The organism is Profundibacterium mesophilum KAUST100406-0324 (genome assembly GCF_009835145.1).
Taxonomy (GTDB): Bacteria; Pseudomonadota; Alphaproteobacteria; order Rhodobacterales; family Rhodobacteraceae; genus Profundibacterium; species Profundibacterium mesophilum.
The window spans coordinates 119375-141287 of record NZ_APKE01000036.1; the positions used below are offsets into that span (position 1 = coordinate 119375).

Consider the following 21913-nt stretch of genomic DNA (forward strand, 5'->3'; position numbering starts at 1 on the left):
CTCTGGATGACGGCAAAAACCCTGTATAGTCTTCCCGAATGGTCCGATCGCTCCTCTCCATGCTATGGTTACTGCCGCTCCTCTGCGGACCCGCGGCGGCGCAGGCTGACGGCGGCAAGACGGCGGTTCTAGAGCTTGCCCGGAAAGGCTGGGTCTACGAGCTTCGCAGCTCGATGATGCGTCCCGTGCGGGGCAGGGCATTGCCCCGGATCGATGCGCGATCCTTGCGCGGTGCGCGTCTTTGCCTTCTCGGCGAGGCTCCGCATCCCGTTACGCTTGACGTGATCGAGCAGTTCTCCGCGCTGCTCGAGCTGACATTCGGCCAGCCGCTCCGGCTCGACGATGCGGTCGATCCCGCGGGCTGCGCGGGTGAGCCCGTTGTCCTGCGCCTCTTCTCCGACCGAAGCCCCGATATCGCGTATAACAGCGACCTTGAACGGCTCGACACGGAATTCGCGATCGGTCTTCCACGGCGCAGGCGCCATTTCGTCGCCACTCCCGCGCAGGCGCAGACCTTCTTCGGAGAGCTGGGGCAGGCGACCCACATTCTCGTAATGCAACCAGAGGTAGAAACGGAACCCGCTGACCTTACGTTGCAGTTTCATGTCTCGATCCTGATCGAGGAACTCTATCAGGCTTTTACCTTCGGCATGGACGTGCTCCTCTTCGACCGGACCCGGAAACCCATATCGAAGCTGCAAGAATACCCGCTGCACCTGCGCGGGCTCTCCTGGCGATCGGACGCCTACATGGCCGGGCTGCTGTCATCCAACCCCCGGGGCCTCTGCGCCTTCGATGTGCTGATGCTCCATGCATTGGGCGAAAGCGATCTCGAGCGGACGAACTCGTCAGAGCTGATCGTCTATATCGACGAGAATTATACCAGGCTTACGGAACGGATGCGCGAAACGCTCGCGCTCCCGAGCCTTAGCACGATTCTCGATCCCGATTGCGCGGCCCTGCCCCGGTGATGACGGACCGGGCAGATGCCGTATCCACCGGCATACCGACCTTGGGATATGTTCCCCGGCGGCCCTGACGGCGCCTAGCATGAGCGCGAAGGAGCGTGCCATGACGATGCCGCCAAGTTCCCAGGATGACGCGCCCGGCGGGCCGGGGCCGGAGGAGGCGATCGATCGGCTCGCACAGGTGCTCGGTGCCGCACTGGTCGGTCACGACGCGCTGATCGAACGGTTGCTCATCGCAGTTCTTGCCGGGGGGCATGTCCTCATCGAGGGCGCGCCGGGCCTTGCCAAGACGCGCGCCGTGCGGGCCCTCGCCGCCGGCATCGATGCCGGTTTCGCCCGTATTCAGTGCACGCCCGACCTGCTTCCCTCCGACCTGACGGGCACGACGATCCTGGGGCCGGGGGGCGGCTTCGTATTCTCCGAAGGGCCGGTCTTTCACAACCTCGTTCTCGTGGACGAAATCAACCGTGCCCCTCCAAAGGTCCAGTCCGCGTTGCTCGAGGCGATGGCGGAGCGGCAGGTGACGACGAGCGGCGTCACGCGCCCCCTGCCGAACCCGTTCATGGTCGTCGCGACACAGAATCCGATCGAGCATGAGGGGACATTCCCGCTGCCCGAGGCGCAGCTCGACCGTTTCCTCCTCCATGTCGTGCTCGATCTGCCCGATGCCGCCGCCGAGCGGGGGATCCTCGACCTGATGGAGGCCGGTGGCGAGACGCTCGCCCTCGCCGGCACACCGATCTGCACGACCGATCTGCTGGCCGCGCGGGAGGCGGCCGCTCGGGTGCACCTGTCGGATCTGCTGCGCGATTACATCGTGCGTCTCGTGATGGCGAGCCGCCTGCCACCGCTTCGCCGGGACATCGCGCATCCCGTCTCCCCGCGCGGCACCCTCGCGGCCGCCAAGGCGCGGGCCTTCATCCTGCGGCGCGATCATGCCCTGCCCGAAGACGTGCAGGCGGTCGCGATGGATGCGCTGTCGCACCGCCTCGTGCCGACCTGGACGGCGCAGGCCGACGGTGTCGGACGCCGGATGCTCGTCGAGCGGATGCTCGGCGCGGTGGAGGCGCTGTGAGGGCCGCGCTCGAGGCGGACGGGGTGGCGCTCGATGCCGGGCGGCTGATCGCCTTGCGTGGCGCCGCGATCTTTGCGCGGAGGGGGGCGGGTTCGAGGGTCGTCACACCTGCGCCCGGCGGGCAGCCGGTACGGATGCGCGGCCACGGGCAGGAACTGGCGGAGCTGCGCGAATACGTGCCCGGCGACGATCTGCGCCATCTCGATGCGCACAGCACCGCGCGCACCGGCGTGCCGCATGTGCGGACCTGGCAGCAGGACCGCAGGCGCACCGTCTTTCTCGTCGCCGATTTCCGCCCATCGATGCTCTGGGGGCGGCGGCGCGCGCTGCATTCGGTCGCCGCCGCCGAGGCGCTCGCGCTGTGCGGCTGGCGCGCCATCGAGGCCGGGGGGCATGTCGCCGCGGTGGCGATCTCAGCGAACGGCCTCGACGGGACGGCCCCGCGCGGACGAAGGCAGGGAATGCTGGACGGGATCGGACTCCTCTGCCGCGCGCATCGCGGCGTGCTCGAACGGGCTGCGGCCGGCGAAGGGCAGGGGAGCTGCGGCGGGACGCTCGTGCCCGCGCTCGAGCATCTGCAACGCGCCGCGCCCTCGGGCGCGCTTGTCGTCCTCGCTTCCGGCTACGACGATCCGGGAGAGGGAGCCACGCGGGCCTGCGAAGGGGTGCTGCGCCGCCGGGAGCTGTGCCTGCTGCGGATCGAGGAGACGGAGGCCCTCCCGCCGGGCCGCTACCGCGTGGAACGGCTCGCCGGGGGCGGAAGGACATCCTGGCGCGCGACGGGCACCGCCGCGCGTCCGCGTCCCGCACAGCTCCCGCCAGGGGCGGTTCAGCTGCCGATCGATCCCGCCGCAGCGCCCGCGTCGATCGCGGACGTGATCGCCGCGACGGGGCTCTTCTGAGATGGCCGGAGAGCTGATGCCCGCGGATCTGCGCGCCGCCATGGCCGGTATCCGCCTGCCGCCCGACGCGGCGGGGGGACATCTGGGAGAGCTGTTCGCCGCCGCCGGCGCGGGGCTTCTGGGGGCGAGCCTTGCCGCGCTGCTGTTGAGCATGCTCGCCCGTCATGCACCCCGGCGCAGGCGCGCGGGCGGGCCGGTCACGACGGAGGCCCGGATTGCCGCGCTCGGCGGCCTTGAGGAAAATGCCCGCCGCAGGGCGCTCCTGTTGCTGATGCCACACGCCGAGCGCGCGCAATGGGCCACGCGTCTCTATCGGCCCGGATCGACCCCGCGCATCCACGAGCTCGAAGAGGCGTTGCGCGGGTCCGGCGGCCCCGGCAGGGTCCATGACGCCGGGACGGGCGCGTGATCGATTTCGCATGGCCATGGCTGCTGGTCTTGCTGCCGTTGCCGGCGCTCATGCGTCACCTGTTGCCACCCGTGGAGCCGCCGGGCGCCGCGCTTCGCGTGCCCGGGCGCCTTGCCGAGGAGATGCTGCACGATGACCATGGCAGCCACCCGGCCGAAACCTGGCGGCAGAGCGCGCCTCGCATGCTTCTCTGGGCGCTCATCGTGATCGCCGCGGCGGGACCTCGGCAGCTCCTACCGGTCCCCGCGCTCGAGGTTTCGGGCCGGGATCTCGCCATCGCCCTCGACCTGTCTGGCTCGATGGTGCGCACCGACTTTGTTCTGGATGCGCGCCCGGTCAGCCGCCTCGAAGCGGTCCAGACGGTGGGTGCCGCGTTCGTGCGCGGGCGCGGCGGCGACCGGGTGGCGCTGATCGTGTTCGGATCGCAGGCCTATGTCGCGGCGCCCTTCACCTTCGACACGGAGGCCGTGGCGCGCCGCATAGAGGAGGCGGCGATCGGTATCTCTGGCAGGGCCACGAACATGTCCGACGCGCTCGGCCTCGCGCTCTCACGGATGCGATCCTCGCAGGCCCGCGCGCGGGTCGTGGTGCTCTTGTCGGACGGGATCAACAATGCCGGCGCGGCGGCCCCCCGGGACGTGGCGCGCCTCGCGCGCCAGCTTGGCATCACGGTGCACACCATCGCGATGGGTCCCGAGGATACCCGGTCGAGCCCGGATGCGAACGGTGCCGTCGACGCCGCCGCGCTCGCGGATATCGCGCGGATCAGCGGCGGTACCGCCTTCCGTGTCCGCGACATGGACGATCTGCGGGAGGTGATGACGGCCATCGACCGTCTGGAGGCGGTCGAGGCCGAGGGGCTCGCGGCACAGATCCACCGCCCCTTGTGGGTCTGGCCGGGGGCCGCGGCCTTCCTCCTTGCGCTGGTGCAGATCAGGCGGTCCGGGGCATGAACGCTTTGGAATTTCTCCGGCCCGCCTGGCTTCTTGCCCTCGTGCCGATCCTGCTGGCGGCAGGGGCCGCGCGGCGCGCTCCGCCGGGGCTCGGCAGCTGGCGGGACGCGATCGATCCGCAACTGCTCGCGGCGATGGAGCGTTTCGGGCGGATCAGCGCCGAGCATGGCGCGGCCCGGTTGCGCGCCGCTTGCGCGGTGGCCGTCCTTCTGGCCATCGCCCTCGCCGGGCCATCGGTCACGAAACGCGAGGCGGCAGGCTTCCGCAATCTCGACGGCACCGTCTTCGTGCTCGACGCGTCGGATGCGGCGGTGGCGGCGCCGGGCTGGCGCAGGCTTGCGGTGGCCGGGCGGATCGGCACGGAGGGCCTGGGAACACGTCCCGCCGCGCTCGTCGTTTTCGGCGGCGATGCCTATGTCGCCAGCGACATGAGCGCCGATCACCGCGCGCTCGGCCAGACAATGCTCCTTGTCGGCCCGCAAACGATCCCGGATCCCGGGCAACGCCCCGAACTGGGTCTCGCCGCCGCGCTGCGGTTGCTCGAGGACGCGCAGATCCTGGCCGGCGATATCGTGCTTCTGACCGATGGGGGCCGGCTCGGGGGTGCCGCGGTATCAAGGCTCGCCGAGGACATCGCCGATCGCGGCGCACGCCTTTCGGTGGTCAGCCTTTCGGCCTCCGGCGCGGCGGCCGAACTGGCCGCGCGTGGCGGCGGCCGGCAATTCGATCCGGTCCGGCCGGAGGCGCTCACCGCGTTCCTTGCACAGGAGACGAGGGAGCGTCTCGTCGCGCTCGGCATCCCTCTTTCGCTGCGCACCGATCTTGGTCCGTGGCTGCTGCTCTCGGCCCTTCTGCCGGCGGGTCTTCTGCTGCGCCGGAGCCGGACATGAGCGTCCGTGCCCGCATTGCGGCCGGCGCTCTTGCGGGGCTGTTCCTTCTCGCCATCTCGGTGCTTCTGGGCGGGGGCGCGCCGCTCGGCAGGGTCTTGATGGCGGTTGGAACGCCCCACCTGGCGGCGCCGCTCTTCGGGCAGGATGAGTGGCGCGGCGCGGCGCTCTATCGCGCGGGACGGTTCGCGCAGGCCACCGAAGCTTGGCGCGCCGATGACGGGCTGAACCTTGGCAATGCCCTTGCCGCCCAAGGCCGCTACGCCGCCGCGCTCGAGGCGTTCGATGTCGCGCGCGCCGGCGGGGACATGGAAGCGGCGCGCAATTTCGACCTGCTGGCCGCATTCTATGCCGGTCTCGAGATCGACCCCGGCGCGGTGGCGGTCTTCGGCCGGCCCGATGAGGCAGGAGCGCGCGCGGAGGCGTCGATCGGCAAGGGAAACGGGCGCGCCGCATCGAGCGGCGACGGCGCGACCAACCGGGGCGCCCTCCTTGGCCTGCCCGAATTGGAAAGTCGCGGACAGACCGGTGTGCGCAAGGTTTTCGATGCCCGCTTCGTCAGGGCGGACGAGCGCTGGCTCGACACGCTCGACGATGTGCCCGGACGGTATCTCGATGCCCGGATCGCCTACGAACGCAAGCGCCGTCTCGCGGGCGGTCAGGAAGGGCGCCCATGAACGCGGCCCTCCTGCGCCAGGTTCTTGCCGCCGCGCTCGCCCTGCTTGCCGCCTGCCACGGCGCGGGCGCGCAAAGCCGCGATGTTGCCCCCGACGATCTCGCGCTGCGGGTGACGCTCGAGCGTCCCGATGCCGTCCCCTTCGTCCAGGAGCTCGTTCTGCTGACCGTCGAGGGGGTCTACAGGCGGCACATAACGCTGGAAAAACTGCTCCAGCCGGCCTTGCCGGATTTCGACTGGATGCAGCTTGGCGAGGATGCGTGGTTCGACAGCGTGCTGGACGGGCGCAAGGTGAAGAATTTCCGCCGGCGCATGGCGCTTTTCGCGCAGGTGCCCGGCCGCCTGACCATCCCGTCATTCACCCACGAGCTGCATCTGACCGACGAGAGCGACGACTGGTTCGCCCATTCCGTGACATCGGCGCCGATCGAGATCGAGGTGCGCCCGAAACCCGATGTCGATGGCTGGTGGCTTCCGGTCAGCCGGCTAACCGTCGCCGACAGCTGGTCGAACCCGCCCGACCAACTCGCGCCGGGGGAGGGCGTGCTGCGGATCGTGCGGATCGAGGCCACGGGTGTCGGGCCCGAGGCGATCCCGCCGATGCCCGACCTGAGATCGCCGTCGGGCCACGTCTTCGCCCATCCCGAGAAACGCCTGATCGAGCTTTCGCCCCAGGGTCCGGTCTCCATCGCGTTCTGGCGCTGGACGGTGCAGCCGGGCCCGCGCGGAACCGCGATCCTCGAGCCGTTCGGCTTCGACTATTTCGACACGCAGACGCGGCAGATGCGCCATGTGGAGATCACCGCGCAGCGGGTCGCCCACGAGGCGCTCGGCCGATCGCCCGAGGCGCCGCCGCCCCCCGCGCCATGGAGGCTGAGCGCGTGGCCCCTTGCCCTTGCGGCCCTTGTCGGGATGGGCGGCGGGGCGGCGGTGTTCCTGGCCGGGCGCGCGCCGGACCGCCTCTGCGTCGCCGGGCGCCTCGCAAGCCATGCCGCGCGGCGGGTGCGGCGATGGCATGCCGGCGCGCGGCTCCTGCTGGCCGCATGGCGCGGTGATCTGCCGGCGCTGCGCCGCACCGCGCGGGGCTACGCCGCCATTGCGGGCGATGGCCGGCCCTCGCCGCATCACGCCCGGTGCCTCCGGCACCTCGATGCGCAGATCTTCGCACCGAACATGCCGCCGCTGCGCTTCGTGCAATTCGCGCGCGAGATGCTGTCCAATGGCGGCGGGGCACGGTCGGGAAAGCCGGACGCCAAGGGGGATCGCACCCCCGCACCGGGCTCCTGAGGAGTTGCTTTATCCATAATTCTGGCGCTACCTTCCAGAAGGGGAGGAACGCTCATGGGCAGCAACGAGAAAGCACAGGGCGGCGCGCGGATCGGCTCGGTCCTGGTGATCGACGATCATCCGCTTTACGGCGAGGCGCTCGGCATCGCGCTCGGAGAGGTTTTTCCCGGCTGCGAGATCAGGACGCAGACGACCCTCGCCGGTGCGATCGCAGCCCTGGACGAGGGGTTCTCGCCGGAACTGATCATGCTCGATCTCAAGCTGCCGGACGTGACCGGGATCAGCGGCTTCCAGAGCCTGCGCACCCATGTTCCGGACGTCCCGATCACGGTGATCTCGGCCCTCACCTCCAGCGAGGTCATCGAGGCGCTGATGGCGGCCGGGGCGGCGGGTTTCATCCCGAAGGACATCTCGTCGCAGGGGTTGCGCACGGCGCTCGGTCTCGTGCGCGACGGCCACCGCTACGTGCCGCCCAGCCACCACGCGCCGCCGCCCTCCAAGGAGCAGGGACGCGGCCCGACCGTGGCGCAGATCTGCGACCGGATCGCGGATCTGACGCCGCAGCAGGCGCGGATCATGAAGCTGATCTGCGCGGGCAAGCCGAACAAGCAGATCGCCTATGAGATGTCCCTCGCCGAGGCGACGGTGAAGGCCCACATCACCGCTCTTCTCAGGCGGCTCGGGGTGCAGAACCGGACGCAGGCGGCGGTCCTCGTCGAGAACGCCAATATCGAGCTCGGCGCCGGGATGAGCGATGCCGATGCCCGCAGTTTCCTCAGTCAGTGAGGCGGGGCGGATGGATGGCGGCAAGCCGCAATCCCCGGACCCGGCCTTGATCGAGGTCGGCGTCTCGCGCGGCCGAAACGCGCAGAGCGCGGCACGGGAGGCGGCGGCCCAGATCGACGTCGCGCGCGCCTGTTTCGTGCAGGCCTTCGTGCCAGCGCATCTCGCCGGGCCCGGCCTTGCCGAGGCCCTCGCCGCGGTGCTGCCGGGCGTTCCCGTCTTCGGCTGCACCACCGCGGGACAGATTACGCCGCGCGGCTACGAGGATGACGCGCTGCTGCTGATCGCCTTCTCGCGCCGGCATTTCCGCTGTGCCTCGTTGCTTCTCTCGCCGCTCGCGCCCCTGTCGATCGAGGCGGTCGCCACCAGCGCGCGGCGCCTCGCGGCAAGCTTCTCCCATACCGCCGGATGGAGCCGCCTGGCGCTTTTGTTCTGTGACGGTCTGAGCAAGCAGGAGGACATCCTCGCCGCGGCGCTCGAAGCCGGGCTCGACGATGTTCCCGTCTTCGGGGGCTCGGCCGCGGACGCCTTGGAGTTCTCCCGCACCTTCGTTCTGCATGGCGGCGTCTTCCATCCTTCCGCGGGTCTCGTGCTGCTGCTGGAGACCGATCTCGAATTCGCCGGCATCGGCTTCGATCATTTCGTGTCGACCGAGAAACGCATGGTGGTCACGCGCGCCATCCCGGAGGAGCGTCTCGTGCTGGAGCTGAACGGCGCGCCGGCGGCGGCGGAATATGCGCGCCTCGTCGGCTGCGCGCCGTCCGATCTGTCGCCGCAGGTCTTTGCCGAGAACCCGGTACTCGTGCGCAGCCGCACCGTCTGGCATGTCAGGGCGATCCAGGGGGTGGCGGCGGATGGCGGGCTCGCCTTTCTCTCCGCGATCGATGACGGGCTTATCCTGACGCTGGGCCGCAGCACCGAGATCCTGCGCCGCCTCGATCAGGGCCTGGGCGGCGCGCCCGGTGCCCAGGCCCGGTTCATCCTCGGCTTCGACTGCTACCTGCGCAAGCTCGAGATCGAGCAGAAGGACCTGCGCGAGGCGGTCTCCGAGCGGCTGCGCGCGCATAACGTCCTGGGCTTCAATACCTATGGCGAGCAGCATCTTGGCGTTCACGTGAACCAGACCTTCGTGGGCGTGGCCTTTCACGGACCGCGCCGAACGGGCCTCGAATGATCGATCCCGACGCGCCGCCGGATGTGCAGATCGCCCGCCAGGCGCGCATCATCGATGCGCTGATCCGCCGGGCGGGGCGTGAACACGATGTCGGCGGCTCGGCCTACGCGCTGTTCCAGTCGGCAATCACCCTGCAAAGCGAGGTCTGGGCAAAGACCCGGGATCTCAAGGACGCGCTCGACACGCTCGGCCGCGCTTCCGACGAGCTGGAGATTGCCCGTTTCGACAGCGCCCGCTCGCGCACCGCGCTCGCCGAGGCCCTCGGCACGATGGAGGGGGGCTTCGCCCTTTTCGCGGACGGCCGGCTGCATGTGTGCAACGAGCTGTTCCGCCTGCTCCTGCCGGACATGACGGCGCGCATCGTGCCGGGACTCGCGCTCACCGAATATCTGTCCGCCCTGTCGAGCAGCGAATGGGTCCTCGATCCCGAGGCGGCCGATCCGGACATGCGCGCGGCGCTTCACGGACCGCCGGGGCAGGGCGCGCAGTCCAGCTTCGTCCTCGCGCTGCGCGGCGATCGCTGGTTCCAGGTCAGCCAGCAGACGACGAGTTCCGAGAACACGGTCCTTTTGCTGACGGAGATCAGCGGCCTCGTCCGGCGCAACCGGCACGAGAAGGACCGCCTGATCGACCGGCAGGCCCATTACCTGCAGGCCGCCTTCGACCACATGAGCCTCGGCATCGCGACCTTCTCGGCCGATGGCCTCCTGATGATCCGCAACGGACGGTTCGACGAGCTTCTCGGCCTGCCTTACGCCCTGTCGCAGAAGGGCGCGCGGTTCCCGCAGGTCCTGCACGCCATCCGGCGCAGCCACCAGCTTGTGGAGGCGGAGCCCGAAAAAGCCGAGCGCTGGCCGCGCAAGCTGGGCTCGGAAGGGTGGTTGCAGGAACGTCTTCGCCACCGGGACGGCAGGGTGATCGACCTGCATGTGCACCGCCTGCCCGATGACGGGCTGCTGGTCGATGTCAACGACGTGACGCTCGAACATCGGGCGACCGAGCTTCTTGAGCGGCGGGTGGCGCGGCGCACCGCCGAGCTGACCGCGGCCAACGCCCGCCTGAGCGAGCAGCACGCGCGCCAGCGCCGCGTCGAGGAAGAGCTGCGCCTTGCCAAGGAGCGCGCCGAGGAGGCGGTCACCACGAAATCGCGCTTCCTCGCGGCGGCGAGCCACGATCTGCTGCAACCGGTCAACGCCGCGCGCCTGCTGATCTCCACGATGCATGCGCGCGAGACATTGGTGCCGGAGCACCTGGAACGCCTCGCCGGCTCCTTCGATTCGATGGAGGCGATCCTGCATGCGCTTCTCGACATCTCGCGTCTCGACAGTGCCGGCATCACGCTGAACCGCGAACCCATCGCGGTTGCCGACCTTCTCGAGGGGATCGCCCGCGATACGGCGCCCCTCGCCGCGCGGCGCGGCCTCGGCCTGCGGATCGTGCCCACCCGCGCCTGGGTGATGTCGGACCGGCACTACCTCGTACGGTCCCTGCAGAACCTCGTCACCAATGCGATCCAGTATACCCAGAAGGGGCGCATCCTTGTCGGCTGCCGCCGCTGCGGCGATGACCTGCGGCTCGAGGTCTGGGATACCGGCATCGGGATCGCGCGGGAGGATCGCGACCGCATCTTCGAGGAATTCACCCGCGCCAGCGGAACCACCGCGGGCTCGAATGTGGGCCTGGGCCTGTCCATCGTCGAGCGGGCCTGCCGGCTTCTGGGGCACGAGGTCACGCTGCGATCGGAGCCCGGGCAGGGATCGGTCTTCGGCATCCGCCTGCCGCGCGCCAAGGTCGCGCCGCGCGCGCCGCAGGAGCGTGATTTCCCGGTAGCGCCGCATCTGGCAAGCGATCTCATCGCCCTCGTGATCGAGAACGATGCCGATGTGCTCTTCGCCACGACGCAGCTTCTCGAGAGCTGGGGCGCGTCGGTGCTGCCGGCCGCGAACGGGGCCGAGGCCGCCGCCCTGGTGCGCGATATCGGAATGGTACCCGACATCGTGCTCGCCGATCAGCAGCTCGATCACGGCGAGACCGGGCTTGAGGTGATCGCGGCGCTCAGGGCCGATCACGGCGCCGCGCTTCCGGCGCTTGTCATTTCGGCCGATCGCTCGCCCGAGCTGCGCTCCGAGGCCGCCCTGGCGGGGATCACCATCCTCGAGAAACCTGTCCAGCCGGGGCGCTTGCGCGCGCTCATCGAATGGCAGACCAGGCCGGATACCGACGAAAGTATTCCATGACTGCGGCAGGCCGCCGGTTAGGCTGACCTGCAAGGAGGACGAGACATGAGCAAGACAGGCAAGTTGGCACGACCGGGACTGGCGATCGCCCTTGCGGCCCTGCTCGCCGCGGCCCCATCGGGCGCGCAGGAGAGCGGCGGCGGAGGCGAAGGCGCGGCCCCTGTTGGCGGCGGCGCGCTCACCGGCGCCGAGGAGACGTATGATCTGCTCTTTCGCGGCGGCACGCTTGACGAGATCGACGGTGGCCTCGTCTACACGCGCAAGGTGCGCAACACCGCGGCGCCAGAAGCCGCCGCGCGCGACACCGGCACGATCGAGATCGGCTTCGAGGAGGGCTCCGGCGACACCCCCCGCCTTGCGGCGATGCGATTCCATCAGGATGACCGCAGCAAGGGTATCGGAAGCTTTCCGGCCAGCGTCGGAAACCCCGTCATCATGTATTTCGTGGAATCTGTGATCCGTGACATGGCCGAGACGGCCGGCGGCAGCCCGTTCTACATCCGCAACCGCGTCAAGGATGCACTCGTGCAGCCCGCCGAGGTCGAAACGGTGACCTTCGAGTTCGACGGCACGCAGGTCGAGGGCCGGGCCGTGACATTGAGACCTTTCCAGAACGATCCCAACCGCGACAGGATGCAGGGCTTCGGCGATCTCGCCCTGACCGTGACGATGTCGGAGGCCGTTCCGGGGTGGTATCATGGCCTGACGGCCGAAATCGAAGAGGATGCGGGCACGGACGGCGCGCGCTCGGACTACCGCTCGGTCATGACCTTCGAGGGTATGGCGGGGGAGACTGCGCGATGACGGGTGCACTGGCCGCGTGCCGCCGCGCCGCCGCGCCGATCAGGGGCGGTCTCCGCGGGTCAGGCCTGGCGGGCCGTCTTTCCACGAGAGGTTTGATTGGCGCCGGCCTTGTCGCGGCCTGCCTTGCCGGGACGGCGCCGCATTCGGCGGCGCAGGGCACAGCGCCCGTGCAGAGCGATGCCGCGCGCGCGCTCAATGACTATCCGACCATCGCAAGGGCCGATTACGTCTTTGGCTGCATGGCCGCGAACGGGCAGGGGCGTGACGTCCTGATCCGCTGTTCCTGCTCGATCGACCGGATCGCCTCGATCCTGCCCTACGAGCGGTATGTCGAGGCCGAGACCGTCCTGTCGATGCAGCAGACGGGCGGCGAGCGCATGGCGATCTTCAGAAGCGCGCCCGCCGCGCTGACGATCGTCGCAGATCTGCGCCGCGCTCAGGCCGAGGCAGAGATCCTGTGCTTTCAGTGAGGCGCGCGCGCCGAGGCGGCGGCATGTCCGGCGCGGGTCAGCTTCCCGCCTCGACGACGAAGCTATGCTCGAAGAGGTTTCCTTCCGTGTCATGCGCCGTGACATGGAAGTTGGGTGCGCCATTGTCGGTATAGCCGAAGCGGAAGACCGGATTTTCCGAGATCGAAATCCCGCCCGTCATCGAAAAGAGAAGATCGTCGCCCTGCCGGACCTCGATCCGGTCGATGAAATGCGCAGGAATGAAAAGCTGCGTGATCTGGTCGCGTTGGAGGCCCGAATAGTTCGGATGGCGCAGCATGATCTGCGCCTCGGCGCGCCGGCCCGCCGCGCGCGGCTCGCCCGCCGCGCCATCGGGCATGAACTGGCGCAGTTTCATCAGGCCAAGGCCGGCAAGAGCCGTGCCGGGATCGCGAGAGGCCGGCGCCGAGCAGCCCCCGGATGCCTTCACGAAACGCCCGGTCATGAAATCCTCGCCGCCCTCGGTCCGCGCGATCACCCGGACATTGGAATATTGATCCACCCGGACCCGCAGCTCCAGATCGAGCGGTGCCATGGCCGCGCCGAACTCGAATTGCGCGGCCAGCGGCGCGGGGTTCTCGTCGATGACCACGCTCGCCGACACGATCCGCCGGTCCCCACCGCCCCGATGCAGGCGGATCGGAACCGTCGCAGCGTCGTTCGCGCGGTAGGGCGCCGTCATCTCGATCACCCCGGCGCCGTCTTGCGGTGTCCGCTCGCCCAGAATGTCATAGGCGATCTCCTCCCAGCTGCCGCCGGGCTGAAGCTGCGAGGGCGGGGGGGCGGCCTGCGCCGATACGGCCGACAGGGTCCCATGCGTCAGGACGGTCAAGGCGAGAAGGGCGGCAAGTCTGGACATGACGGCTCCATCACTGGTTCGGCGCTGCGATCATGGCATGAAAGCGGCCATGCGGCCATCGCTCCGATGGTCTGTGCTCGTGCGCGGGGGGGGCGCTGCTAGGCTTCCGGCGTGCCGGGGCCGGTCCCGGCGGCCTGCTGGGGAGACAGGACGATGTTCGAGGCGGTGCTTGCCCTCTGCCTTGCCGCGTCGCCGGAGACATGCCGCGATGCGCTTCTGCCGGGCTACGAGGCGATGGAGCGGGCGATATGCGAGGCGCGGCTTGCGGCCAACCCGCCCGATCGCCCGGCAGGCGCATCGGCCGCCGCGCGGCCGCGCTGCGTGCGCGCCGGGCCTGCGCTCTCGCTCGACGAGATCGCACCGGGCGTCTTCGTCCATGTCGGGCAGATCGCCGAACCCTCTGCGGCGAACGGTGCCGACATCTCAAATATCGGGGTGGTTATCGGCACGGAGGCGATCGCGGTGATCGATGCGGGGGGGGCGGCATGGATCGCGGAGGCGCTCTGGCGCGCGATCAGAAAGCGCAGCGCGCTTCCCCTGCATTATGTCATCCTCACGCATATGCATCCCGATCACGTCATGGGCGCCGACGTGCTGCGCCGGGCCGGCGCCGGCATCGTGGGCCATGCGCGCCTCTCCCGCGCCCTTGCCGACAGGCGCGCGAATTACTTCGAAAGCCTGAGCGCGCTGATCGGCGCGCGGCAGCTGCTGGGCAGTGGCGACGGTATCGGGGCGAACGGCCCCGAGATCCCGATCGAGGCGGGCGAGACCGTGCGGCTGGCGCTCGGGGGCCGCACCCTCGGCGTCCGGGCCTGGCCCAACGCGCATACCGGCACGGATGTCAGCGTGCATCTCGAAGAGGAGGGGCTGTTCTTCGCGGGGGATCTGCTCTTTGAGACGCATGTCCCGGCGCTCGACGGCTCCCTGACCGGGTGGCAGCGCACGTTGGAGGCGCTCGGCGCGCCGCCCGATACGCCACCGGCACTGCCAGAGCGGGCTGTTCCGGGACACGGGCCGGCCGTATTGCCATGGCCTGAGGGCGGGGAAGCGCTCGTCCGGTATCTCGATGTGCTGGCCTCGGATACCCGCAAGGCGCTCGCCGAGGGACAGAGCCTTGGCGCGGCGGTTCCGGGCATCGCTGTTTCGCAGGCCCCCTTCTGGGAGCTTTTCGACGCCTACAACCCCCGCAACGCGACCGTGGCCTATACCGAGCTGGAGTGGGAATGAGGGATCAATCGGCCGCTGCGCCCTGAAGCATCTGCGCGATCGCATAGAGCCGTTTCTCGATCAGAACGGGCGTTTCGCAGACATAGGTGAGCGCGCGCGCGCGATCGGTATAGATGCGCTCATCCCAGGCGATCTGTTCCTCGATCGCGTCGATCCGGTCGAAATCGGGCTCCGGCGCGCCGAGCGCCTCGTCCATTTCCACCCTTGCCGCATCGATCCGCGTGGCAAGCGCGATCTGGTCCAGCGAATAGCGCCCGATCCCCTCGATCACCGCGCGCCGGTCCCGGGCGAGCCGCTCGAACACCTGCGCGAAAATCGCGCCCATCATGCCGCGATCGGCGGCCTCTCCTTCGGCGAAGGCGTCGACCATCGCCTGCGCTTCTTCCAGATCGACGCGCCGCAGCGCGAGACGCTCGGCCAGCCCGGACGCCGCGGGCGCGACCGCGCCCGGCTCGATCGGGTCGGGCCACATCAGTCCGGCCGAGAGCGCCTCGACCTTGCGCTGGACGCAGGGCCATGTCGGATCGTCGAACTCGGCGGCGGGCAGGGGCCCGGCAAGCGTGGCGGCGGCGGTGGCGAATGCCAGCGCGGCGGCGCGGATGCGCGGCCATCCCGGCAAGCGGCTTTCGTTCATGGATCGGCCTCCCTGCCAGCGAGTGTATCGGAGGCGACCGCGCTGTCCAGCATGGCCGACACCAACCAAGGTCGGCATTGTTTGGCTTGGAATGCCATTGAATACTTTTCGAAACGCCGCCATGACGAACGGCCAAAAATCTGCCGAACGTAAGGAGTTCATGCATGAGAACCCGTGCAGCTGTCGCACTGGAAGCCGGTAAGCCTCTCGAGGTTATGGAAGTCAATCTCGAAGGCCCGAAGGCCGGCGAGGTCCTCGTCGAGATCAAGGCGACCGGGATTTGCCACACGGACGAGTTCACCCGCTCTGGCGGCGATCCCGAGGGGATCTTCCCCGCGATCCTGGGCCATGAGGGGGCGGGCGTCGTGCTCGAGGTCGGCGAGGGCGTGACCACGCTCAAGCCCGGCGATCACGTGATCCCGCTCTACACCGCGGAATGCCGGGAATGCGAATATTGCCTCAACCCCAAGACAAACCTGTGCCAGGCGGTGCGGGCGACGCAGGGGCAGGGGGTGATGCCGGATGGCACGACGCGCTTCTCGATGCTCGATGGCACGCCGATCTATCACTACATGGGCTGCTCGACCTTCGCCAATCACACGGTCCTGCCGGAGATCGCGCTTGCCAAGGTGCGCGAGGACGCGCCCTTCGACAAGATCTGCTACATCGGCTGCGGCGTCACCACCGGGATCGGCGCGGTGATCAACACCGCCAAGGTCGAGATCGGCTCGACCGCCATCGTCTTCGGCCTGGGCGGTATCGGTCTCAACGTGATCCAGGGACTGCGCCTGGCCGGGGCCGATCAGATCGTCGGCGTCGATCTCAATGACGACAAGGCCGAGATGGCCCGCAAGTTCGGCATGACCGATTTCGTGAATCCCAAGAAGATCGATGGCGACATCGTGGCCCACCTGGTCGAGCTGACCGGCGGCGGCGGCGACTATACCTTCGACGCGACGGGCAACGTGAATGTCATGCGGCAGGCGCTCGAGTCGGCGCACAAGGGCTGGGGCGAGAGCATCATCATCGGCGTCGCCGGCGCGGGCCAGGAGATCTCGACGCGGCCCTTCCAGCTTGTCACCGGCCGGGTCTGGCGCGGCACCGCTTTCGGCGGCGCACGGGGCCGCACCGATGTGCCCAAGATCGTCGATTGGTACATGGACGGGAAGATCGAGATCGATCCGATGATCACCCACACGATGAGCCTCGACGACATCAACAAGGGTTTCGATCTCATGCACGAGGGCAAATCCATCCGCGCCGTCGTCACCTTCTGAGGGAAGTATGGAAAGCATCGCCAGGAACCGGAGCTTCGGCGGCACCCAGACGGTCTACCGCCATGCGTCGAAGGTCTGCGACACGCAGATGACCTTCGCCGTCTACCTGCCGCCGCAGGCGGAGGACGGGCCGGTTCCGGCGCTGTGGTACCTGTCGGGGCTGACCTGCACCCATGAGAACGCCATGGTGAAGGGCGGCTTCCAGGAGCATGCCGCCGAGCATGGGATCGCCCTCATCTTCCCCGATACATCGCCGCGCGGCGAGGGCGTGGCCGATGACGAGGCCTATGACCTTGGCCAGGGGGCGGGGTTCTATCTCAACGCGACCCGCGCCCCCTGGTCGGGCCATTACCGCATGTATGACTACGTTCTGGAGGAGCTGCGCGACCTGGTCTGCGGCGCGCTGCCGCTGAACGGCGACCACGGGATCACCGGCCATTCGATGGGCGGCCACGGCGCCCTGACCCTGGCGCTGCGCAACCCCGACAAGTTCCGCTCGGTGAGCGCCTTCGCCCCGATCGCCAACCCTTCGCAATCCGACTGGGGCCGCAAGCAGCTCAGCGCCTATCTCGGCGACGATGAGAGCAACTGGGCCGATCACGATGCCACCTCGCTCATGCGCGAGAACGGCTGGCCGGGCGATGTCCTGATCGACCAGGGAAGCGATGACCAGTTCTTCGACCTGTTGCGTCCGCAGGCCCTCGCGGATGTCATGACCCGGACGCGGCAGGCGGGCTCCTTCAGGATCCAGCCGGGCTACGATCACAGCTACTTTTTCGTCTCGACCTTTGCCGGCGACCATGTAGCGTGGCATGCGCAGCGCCTTTTCGGGCGCCGATCCAATGGAGGAAAACCCCAATGAGAACGACAATCGCAACCACCGCGGCCCTGATGCTGTCGCTCGCCGCAGGAAGCGCCCTTGCCGGCAGCCATTCCAGCGAAGAGGCGATGAGCGAGGAGGCCAAGACCGCGATGATGGAGCAGATCACCGGAGACGCCGACGAGGGCGAGAAGGTGTTCCGCAAGTGCAAGGCCTGCCATGCCGTTGGCGAGGATGCGCGGAACAAGGTCGGCCCGCATCTCAACGGTGTCGTCGGCCGCGCGGCGGGCAGCGTGGAGGATTACACCTATTCCAGCGCGCTGATGGAGAAGGCCGAGGAGGGCCTCATCTGGACCCCCGAGGAGCTCGCGGCCTTTCTCGAGAACCCGCGCGATTACCTGCCCGGCACCAAGATGTCCTTTGCCGGCCTGCGCAAGCAGGAGGATCGCGACGACGTGATCGCGTATCTGGCCCAGTTCGACATGGATGGAATGACGATGAAGGAGGACAATTGACGCGAGTGATCTGATCGGAGGGAGGAGAACCAATCCGGTCGAGCATCTCGCGGGCTGCCGGCATGCCCGGCAGCCGCAATCTGGAAGACATTAACGTTCAGGGAGATGAAGATGAGGAAGCTTAGTGTTTTGACTTCTGTCGTAGCTCTCGCCACTGCCGGAATGGCCAGTGCGAATGAGGGACTGCAGGAAATCATCAACGACCCGGCAAACTGGGGCATCCAGACCGGCGATTACAAGAACCAGCGTTATTCCAAGCTCGACAAGATCAACAAGGACAACGTCAAGGACCTCCAGGTCGCGTGGACCTTCTCGACCGGCGTGCTGCGCGGTCACGAAGGATCGCCCCTCGTGGTCGGGGACATGATGTATGTCCACACGCCCTTTCCCAATACCGTCTATGCGCTCGATCTGACCCAGGAGGGCAAGATCAAGTGGAAGTACGAGCCCAAGCAGAACCCGGACGTGATCCCGGTGATGTGCTGCGACACGGTGAACCGCGGTGTCGCCTATGCCGATGGGAAGATCTTCCTGCATCAGGCCGATACGACCGTGGTCGCGCTGAACGCCGATACGGGCGCCGTCGAGTGGAGCGTCCAGAACGGTGATCCCAGCAAGGGCGAGACCAACACCGCGACTGTTCTGCCGGTGAAGGACAAGGTCATCGTCGGCATCTCAGGCGGCGAGTTCGGCGTTCGCGGTCACGTCACCGCCTATGACATCGAGAGCGGCGAGCAGGTCTGGCGCGCCTATTCCATGGGCCCTGACGAGGACATCCTCGTCGATCCCGAGAACACCACCCACCTGGGCGAGCCCGTCGGCGAGAATTCCGGCACCAATACCTGGGAAGGCGATCAGTGGATGATCGGCGGGGGCACTACCTGGGGCTGGTACAGCTACGATCCCGAGGCCGATCTTGTCTATTACGGCACCGGCAACCCCTCGACCTGGAACCCCGCGCAGCGTCCGGGTGACAACCGCTGGTCGATGACCATCATGGCGCGCGATCCCGATGACGGGATGGCCAAGTGGTTCTACCAGATGACCCCGCATGACGAGTGGGATTACGACGGGGTCAACGAGATGATCCTGACCGAGCAGCAGATGGATGGCGAGGAGCGCCAGCTTCTGACCCATTTCGACCGGAACGGACTGGGCTATACCCTCGACCGCATCTCCGGCGAGCTGCTGGTGGCCGAGAAGTTCGACCCGGCCGTCAACTGGACGACCGGCGTCGACATGGACGAGAACAGCGATCAGTACGGCCGCCCGCAGGTCGTCGCTGATTACTCGACCGAACAGAACGGCGAGGATGTCAACTCCACCGGCATCTGTCCCGCGGCACTCGGCTCCAAGGATCAGCAGCCGGCGGCCTATTCGCCCGACACGGAACTCTTCTACGTGCCGACGAACCACGTCTGCATGGATTACGAGCCCTTCCGCGTCTCCTACACCGCCGGTCAGCCCTATGTCGGCGCGACGCTGGCGATGTATCCCGCCCCCGACAGCCATGGCGGCATGGGCAACTTCATCGCCTGGGACAACGTCAAGGGCGAGATCAAGTGGTCCCTGCCCGAGCAGTTCTCGGTGTGGTCGGGTGCGCTCGCGACGGCCGGCAACGTGGTCTTCTACGGCACGCTCGAAGGCTATCTCAAGGCGGTGGATGCCACGACCGGCGACGAGCTTTACAAGTTCAAGACCCCGTCGGGCATCATCGGCAACGTCATGACCTACGAGCATGACGGCAAGCAGTATGTCGGCATCCTGTCGGGCATCGGCGGCTGGGCCGGTATCGGCCTCGCGGCCGGTCTGACCAACCCCAATGACGGTCTGGGCGCGGTGGGCGGCTATGCCGCGCTGAGCGACTATACCGCGCTTGGCGGACAGCTGACCGTGTTCGCCCTGCCGAACTGAGCCGAGGCCAGTGGATGATGCGGGCGCCGGCGCGAGGATGATCTCGCGCCGGCGCCATCCTTCCCTTGCAGCCGAAAGGTCTTGATCCCCATGATGCGGACTGTATCCGTGAAGATCGCGCTCGCCGCGGCCCTGGCCCTCGCGCCCGCCGCCCTCAGCGCGCAGAGCTGGAGCGACCAACCCGTCGATCCGGAGAAGTCGCAGGACGCCGCGGCCATCGCCTATGACGAAGGCGGGCGTTACTATACCGAGGACGACGTTCCCACATATAACCTGGCCGAGGATGGCACCGTCGACTGGATGACCTTCTCGGGCTTCCGCCGCTACCATTCCGAATGCCATGTCTGCCACGGTCCCGACGGCGAAGGCTCGACCTACGCGCCGAAGATCAAGAACTCGGCCGTGAACATGGATTACTACGATTTCTACGACGTCGTCGTGAATGGCCGCCAGAACGGCAATTCCGTCATGCCTCACTTCGGAGACAACCCGAATGTCATGTGCTACCTCGACGACATATACGTCTATCTCAAGGCACGCGGCATGGACGCGGTCCCGCGCGGGCGGCCCGGCAAGAAGGAAGCCAAGTCCGATGAGATCAGGGAAATGGAAGATGCCTGCATGGGCTGATGCCATGCGGGGCCTTGCCGCGGCCGTGCTCGCCACGGTCGTATCGGCGGCTCCGGGCATGGCGCAGACTTCCGACCTCGTCTCGAAGACGGCGTTCCGGGTCTGCGCCGATCCGGCGAACTACCCGATGTCCGACCGAGAAGAGCGCGGCTACGAGAACCGGCTCGCGGAGCTGTTCGCCCGCGAGCTGGATCTGCCGGTGGACTACACGTGGTATCCGATGGCGACGGGCTTCATCCGCAACACGCTGCGCGGCAATCGCTGCGATGTCGTGATGGGTTATGCGCAAGGCCACGAGCTGGTGCTCAACACCAACCACTACCTCGTCTCCGCCTATACGCTCGTCGTGCCGAAATCGGGACCGCTCGCGGATGTGGACCATCTGGCGGACCCGGCATTGAAGGATCGCAGGATCGGTGTCGTGGCCGGAAGTCCCCCGGCCGATCACATGGCGCGCAACGGCCTCATCGCGAAGGCGCGGCCCTACAGTCTCATGGTCGACCGGCGCTATGAATCGCCCGTCAGCGACATGCTTGCCGATCTCGATGCCGGTGAAATCGATGCCGCCGTGATCTGGGGGCCGCTTGCCGGTCCGCTGGTCAAGGAAACCTACGCCGACCGGCTCGTCGTCATCCCGCTGATCAAGGAGGAGCTTCCGCCGCGCCTGTTTTTCCGCATCACCATGGGCGTGCGCCAGGGCGAGAAGGTCTGGGAGCGCAAGCTCAATTCCCTGATCCGGCGCAATCAGGCGGAAATCGACACGATCCTCCGGGAGGCCGGCGTCCCGCTCATCACCGACATGGGTGATGCGGTTCGGGAGGCCGCCCGGTGAGACACGCGGTCCGGGGTGCCTTCCTGTTCGCCCTGGCCTGCGCGTTTTCACCCCCCGCGAACGCGCAGCCGGCCGAGCCGGACGGCTACAGGATGGAGGCCTATCGCGGACCCGTTCCCGCGACGCTGGAGGGGGCCGACGTCCTCGACACCGCGATGGCCCGCGACGCCTGGTCCGGGGGCGAGGCCGTGTTCATCGACGTGCTCCCGCATGCGCCCAGGCCGCCCAACCTTCCGGAGGGGACGATCTGGCGCGAGCGTCCGCGACAGTCGATCCCCGGGGCGATCTGGCTTCCGAATGTCGGCTACGGTGCGATCGCGCCCCAGACGGAGGCTTATTTCCGAAACGGGATCGAAGCCGTCCTTGCGGGGGATGGCAACCGGATGCTGGTCTTCTTCTGCCTCGCGGAATGCTGGATGTCGTGGAACGCGGCCCGGCGGGCGGTCCGATGGGGTTATCCGCATGTCGCATGGTATCCGGGGGGTACCGATGGCTGGGCCGCCGAGGGACTGCCGCTCGAGCCGGTCACGCCCATGCCCGGAATGCCCTGAAACGGGCGCGG

23 protein-coding genes are annotated in these 21913 nt (G+C 68.1%); 21 read left to right on the forward strand and 2 right to left on the reverse strand.

Annotated elements, in window-relative coordinates:
• The first annotated feature begins 38 nt into the window (after positions 1–38).
• The 13 genes from PMES_RS15190 to PMES_RS15250 all read left to right on the forward strand — a co-directional run bounded on the left by PMES_RS15190 (position 39) and on the right by PMES_RS15250 (position 12625).
• Complete coding sequence (locus PMES_RS15190; protein ID WP_159966578.1) at positions 39–971, forward strand: hypothetical protein; 933 nt, start codon at positions 39–41, stop codon at positions 969–971.
• A 100-nt stretch (positions 972–1071) separates the two neighbouring features.
• The gene (locus tag PMES_RS15195) at positions 1072–2043 is read left to right on the forward strand and encodes an AAA family ATPase (RefSeq protein ID WP_236549831.1); all 972 of its coding nucleotides are present in this window, start codon (positions 1072–1074) and stop codon (positions 2041–2043) included.
• On the forward strand, positions 2040–2945 hold the full coding sequence (locus PMES_RS15200) for a DUF58 domain-containing protein (protein WP_201289017.1): 906 nt from the start codon (positions 2040–2042) through the stop codon (positions 2943–2945). The genes PMES_RS15195 and PMES_RS15200 overlap by 4 nt, the downstream gene beginning before the upstream one ends.
• A 16-nt stretch (positions 2946–2961) precedes the next feature.
• Entirely contained in the window at positions 2962–3354 is a 393-nt protein-coding gene (locus PMES_RS15205) for a hypothetical protein (RefSeq protein WP_159966579.1), read from the forward strand.
• Entirely contained in the window at positions 3351–4307 is a 957-nt protein-coding gene (locus PMES_RS15210; protein WP_159966580.1) for a VWA domain-containing protein, read from the forward strand. Before PMES_RS15205 ends, PMES_RS15210 begins: the two co-directional genes overlap by 4 nt.
• Positions 4304–5197 carry a VWA domain-containing protein gene (locus PMES_RS15215; protein WP_159966581.1) on the forward strand — a complete coding sequence of 298 codons (894 nt, stop codon included), beginning with the start codon at positions 4304–4306 and terminating at the stop codon, positions 5195–5197. Before PMES_RS15210 ends, PMES_RS15215 begins: the two co-directional genes overlap by 4 nt.
• Complete coding sequence (locus PMES_RS15220; protein WP_159966582.1) at positions 5194–5871, forward strand: tetratricopeptide repeat protein; 678 nt, start codon at positions 5194–5196, stop codon at positions 5869–5871. Before PMES_RS15215 ends, PMES_RS15220 begins: the two co-directional genes overlap by 4 nt.
• Positions 5868–7157, forward strand: a complete 1290-nt coding sequence (locus tag PMES_RS15225; protein ID WP_159966583.1) for a BatD family protein — start codon at positions 5868–5870, stop codon at positions 7155–7157. Before PMES_RS15220 ends, PMES_RS15225 begins: the two co-directional genes overlap by 4 nt.
• A gap of 54 nt (positions 7158–7211) precedes the next feature.
• The gene (locus PMES_RS15230; protein WP_159966584.1) at positions 7212–7943 is read left to right on the forward strand and encodes a LuxR C-terminal-related transcriptional regulator; all 732 of its coding nucleotides are present in this window, start codon (positions 7212–7214) and stop codon (positions 7941–7943) included.
• Positions 7918–9114, forward strand: coding sequence for an FIST N-terminal domain-containing protein (locus PMES_RS15235; RefSeq protein ID WP_328809168.1), 1197 nt, complete (start codon positions 7918–7920; stop codon positions 9112–9114). The genes PMES_RS15230 and PMES_RS15235 overlap by 26 nt, the downstream gene beginning before the upstream one ends.
• Complete coding sequence (locus tag PMES_RS15240) at positions 9111–11351, forward strand: hybrid sensor histidine kinase/response regulator (RefSeq protein ID WP_159966585.1); 2241 nt, start codon at positions 9111–9113, stop codon at positions 11349–11351. Before PMES_RS15235 ends, PMES_RS15240 begins: the two co-directional genes overlap by 4 nt.
• A 45-nt stretch (positions 11352–11396) precedes the next feature.
• The gene (locus tag PMES_RS15245; RefSeq protein ID WP_159966586.1) at positions 11397–12155 is read left to right on the forward strand and encodes a hypothetical protein; all 759 of its coding nucleotides are present in this window, start codon (positions 11397–11399) and stop codon (positions 12153–12155) included.
• 167 nt (positions 12156–12322) lie between these two features.
• The gene (locus tag PMES_RS15250; protein ID WP_201289019.1) at positions 12323–12625 is read left to right on the forward strand and encodes a hypothetical protein; all 303 of its coding nucleotides are present in this window, start codon (positions 12323–12325) and stop codon (positions 12623–12625) included.
• Positions 12626–12662: 37 nt separating this feature from the next.
• Here PMES_RS15250 and PMES_RS15255 read toward each other — a convergent pair whose 3' ends face one another.
• On the reverse strand, positions 12663–13502 hold the full coding sequence (locus tag PMES_RS15255; RefSeq protein ID WP_159966588.1) for a quinoprotein dehydrogenase-associated SoxYZ-like carrier: 840 nt from the start codon (positions 13500–13502) through the stop codon (positions 12663–12665).
• Positions 13503–13655: 153 nt separating this feature from the next.
• Here PMES_RS15255 and PMES_RS15260 point away from each other — a divergent pair, with 153 nt between their 5' ends.
• The gene (locus PMES_RS15260; RefSeq protein WP_159966589.1) at positions 13656–14729 is read left to right on the forward strand and encodes a quinoprotein relay system zinc metallohydrolase 2; all 1074 of its coding nucleotides are present in this window, start codon (positions 13656–13658) and stop codon (positions 14727–14729) included.
• Between the two features lie 4 nt (positions 14730–14733).
• Here PMES_RS15260 and PMES_RS15265 read toward each other — a convergent pair whose 3' ends face one another.
• On the reverse strand, positions 14734–15363 hold the full coding sequence (locus tag PMES_RS15265; RefSeq protein ID WP_236549832.1) for a hypothetical protein: 630 nt from the start codon (positions 15361–15363) through the stop codon (positions 14734–14736).
• A gap of 164 nt (positions 15364–15527) precedes the next feature.
• On the opposite strand from PMES_RS15265, the gene PMES_RS15270 reads away from it, so the two are divergent.
• The 7 genes from PMES_RS15270 (at position 15528) to PMES_RS15300 (ending at position 21902) form a co-directional block, all read left to right on the forward strand.
• Positions 15528–16640 carry an S-(hydroxymethyl)glutathione dehydrogenase/class III alcohol dehydrogenase gene (locus PMES_RS15270; protein WP_159966590.1) on the forward strand — a complete coding sequence of 371 codons (1113 nt, stop codon included), beginning with the start codon at positions 15528–15530 and terminating at the stop codon, positions 16638–16640.
• Positions 16641–16647: 7 nt separating this feature from the next.
• Entirely contained in the window at positions 16648–17502 is an 855-nt protein-coding gene (gene fghA, locus PMES_RS15275; protein ID WP_159966591.1) for an S-formylglutathione hydrolase, read from the forward strand.
• Between the two features lie 86 nt (positions 17503–17588).
• Positions 17589–17975, forward strand: a complete 387-nt coding sequence (locus PMES_RS15280) for a c-type cytochrome (protein ID WP_159966618.1) — start codon at positions 17589–17591, stop codon at positions 17973–17975.
• A 111-nt stretch (positions 17976–18086) separates the two neighbouring features.
• Positions 18087–19889, forward strand: a complete 1803-nt coding sequence (locus tag PMES_RS15285; protein WP_159966592.1) for a methanol/ethanol family PQQ-dependent dehydrogenase — start codon at positions 18087–18089, stop codon at positions 19887–19889.
• Between the two features lie 90 nt (positions 19890–19979).
• Entirely contained in the window at positions 19980–20519 is a 540-nt protein-coding gene (locus PMES_RS15290) for a c-type cytochrome, methanol metabolism-related (protein WP_159966593.1), read from the forward strand.
• Positions 20503–21351, forward strand: coding sequence for a substrate-binding domain-containing protein (locus tag PMES_RS15295; protein WP_438943245.1), 849 nt, complete (start codon positions 20503–20505; stop codon positions 21349–21351). Before PMES_RS15290 ends, PMES_RS15295 begins: the two co-directional genes overlap by 17 nt.
• Complete coding sequence (locus tag PMES_RS15300; RefSeq protein ID WP_236549833.1) at positions 21348–21902, forward strand: PQQ-dependent catabolism-associated CXXCW motif protein; 555 nt, start codon at positions 21348–21350, stop codon at positions 21900–21902. The genes PMES_RS15295 and PMES_RS15300 overlap by 4 nt, the downstream gene beginning before the upstream one ends.
• Positions 21903–21913: the final 11 nt, after the last annotated feature.

What these genes read in the sequence shown, in the direction of transcription:
- PMES_RS15190 (WP_159966578.1), top strand. Translation starts at nt 39, where the DNA reads ATGGTCCGATCGCTCCTCTCCATGCTATGGTTACTGCCGCTCCTCTGC.
- PMES_RS15195 (WP_236549831.1), top strand. Translation starts at nt 1,072, where the DNA reads ATGACGATGCCGCCAAGTTCCCAGGATGACGCGCCCGGCGGGCCGGGG.
- PMES_RS15205 (WP_159966579.1), top strand. Translation starts at nt 2,962, where the DNA reads ATGCCCGCGGATCTGCGCGCCGCCATGGCCGGTATCCGCCTGCCGCCC.
- PMES_RS15215 (WP_159966581.1), top strand. Translation starts at nt 4,304, where the DNA reads ATGAACGCTTTGGAATTTCTCCGGCCCGCCTGGCTTCTTGCCCTCGTG.
- PMES_RS15220 (WP_159966582.1), top strand. Translation starts at nt 5,194, where the DNA reads ATGAGCGTCCGTGCCCGCATTGCGGCCGGCGCTCTTGCGGGGCTGTTC.
- PMES_RS15225 (WP_159966583.1), top strand. Translation starts at nt 5,868, where the DNA reads ATGAACGCGGCCCTCCTGCGCCAGGTTCTTGCCGCCGCGCTCGCCCTG.
- PMES_RS15230 (WP_159966584.1), top strand. Translation starts at nt 7,212, where the DNA reads ATGGGCAGCAACGAGAAAGCACAGGGCGGCGCGCGGATCGGCTCGGTC.
- PMES_RS15235 (WP_328809168.1), top strand. Translation starts at nt 7,918, where the DNA reads ATGCCCGCAGTTTCCTCAGTCAGTGAGGCGGGGCGGATGGATGGCGGC.
- PMES_RS15240 (WP_159966585.1), top strand. Translation starts at nt 9,111, where the DNA reads ATGATCGATCCCGACGCGCCGCCGGATGTGCAGATCGCCCGCCAGGCG.
- PMES_RS15245 (WP_159966586.1), top strand. Translation starts at nt 11,397, where the DNA reads ATGAGCAAGACAGGCAAGTTGGCACGACCGGGACTGGCGATCGCCCTT.
- PMES_RS15255 (WP_159966588.1), bottom strand. Translation starts at nt 13,502, where the DNA reads ATGTCCAGACTTGCCGCCCTTCTCGCCTTGACCGTCCTGACGCATGGG.
- PMES_RS15260 (WP_159966589.1), top strand. Translation starts at nt 13,656, where the DNA reads ATGTTCGAGGCGGTGCTTGCCCTCTGCCTTGCCGCGTCGCCGGAGACA.
- PMES_RS15265 (WP_236549832.1), bottom strand. Translation starts at nt 15,363, where the DNA reads ATGAACGAAAGCCGCTTGCCGGGATGGCCGCGCATCCGCGCCGCCGCG.
- PMES_RS15270 (WP_159966590.1), top strand. Translation starts at nt 15,528, where the DNA reads ATGAGAACCCGTGCAGCTGTCGCACTGGAAGCCGGTAAGCCTCTCGAG.
- fghA (WP_159966591.1), top strand. Translation starts at nt 16,648, where the DNA reads ATGGAAAGCATCGCCAGGAACCGGAGCTTCGGCGGCACCCAGACGGTC.
- PMES_RS15280 (WP_159966618.1), top strand. Translation starts at nt 17,589, where the DNA reads ATGAGCGAGGAGGCCAAGACCGCGATGATGGAGCAGATCACCGGAGAC.
- PMES_RS15285 (WP_159966592.1), top strand. Translation starts at nt 18,087, where the DNA reads ATGAGGAAGCTTAGTGTTTTGACTTCTGTCGTAGCTCTCGCCACTGCC.
- PMES_RS15290 (WP_159966593.1), top strand. Translation starts at nt 19,980, where the DNA reads ATGATGCGGACTGTATCCGTGAAGATCGCGCTCGCCGCGGCCCTGGCC.
- PMES_RS15295 (WP_438943245.1), top strand. Translation starts at nt 20,503, where the DNA reads ATGCCTGCATGGGCTGATGCCATGCGGGGCCTTGCCGCGGCCGTGCTC.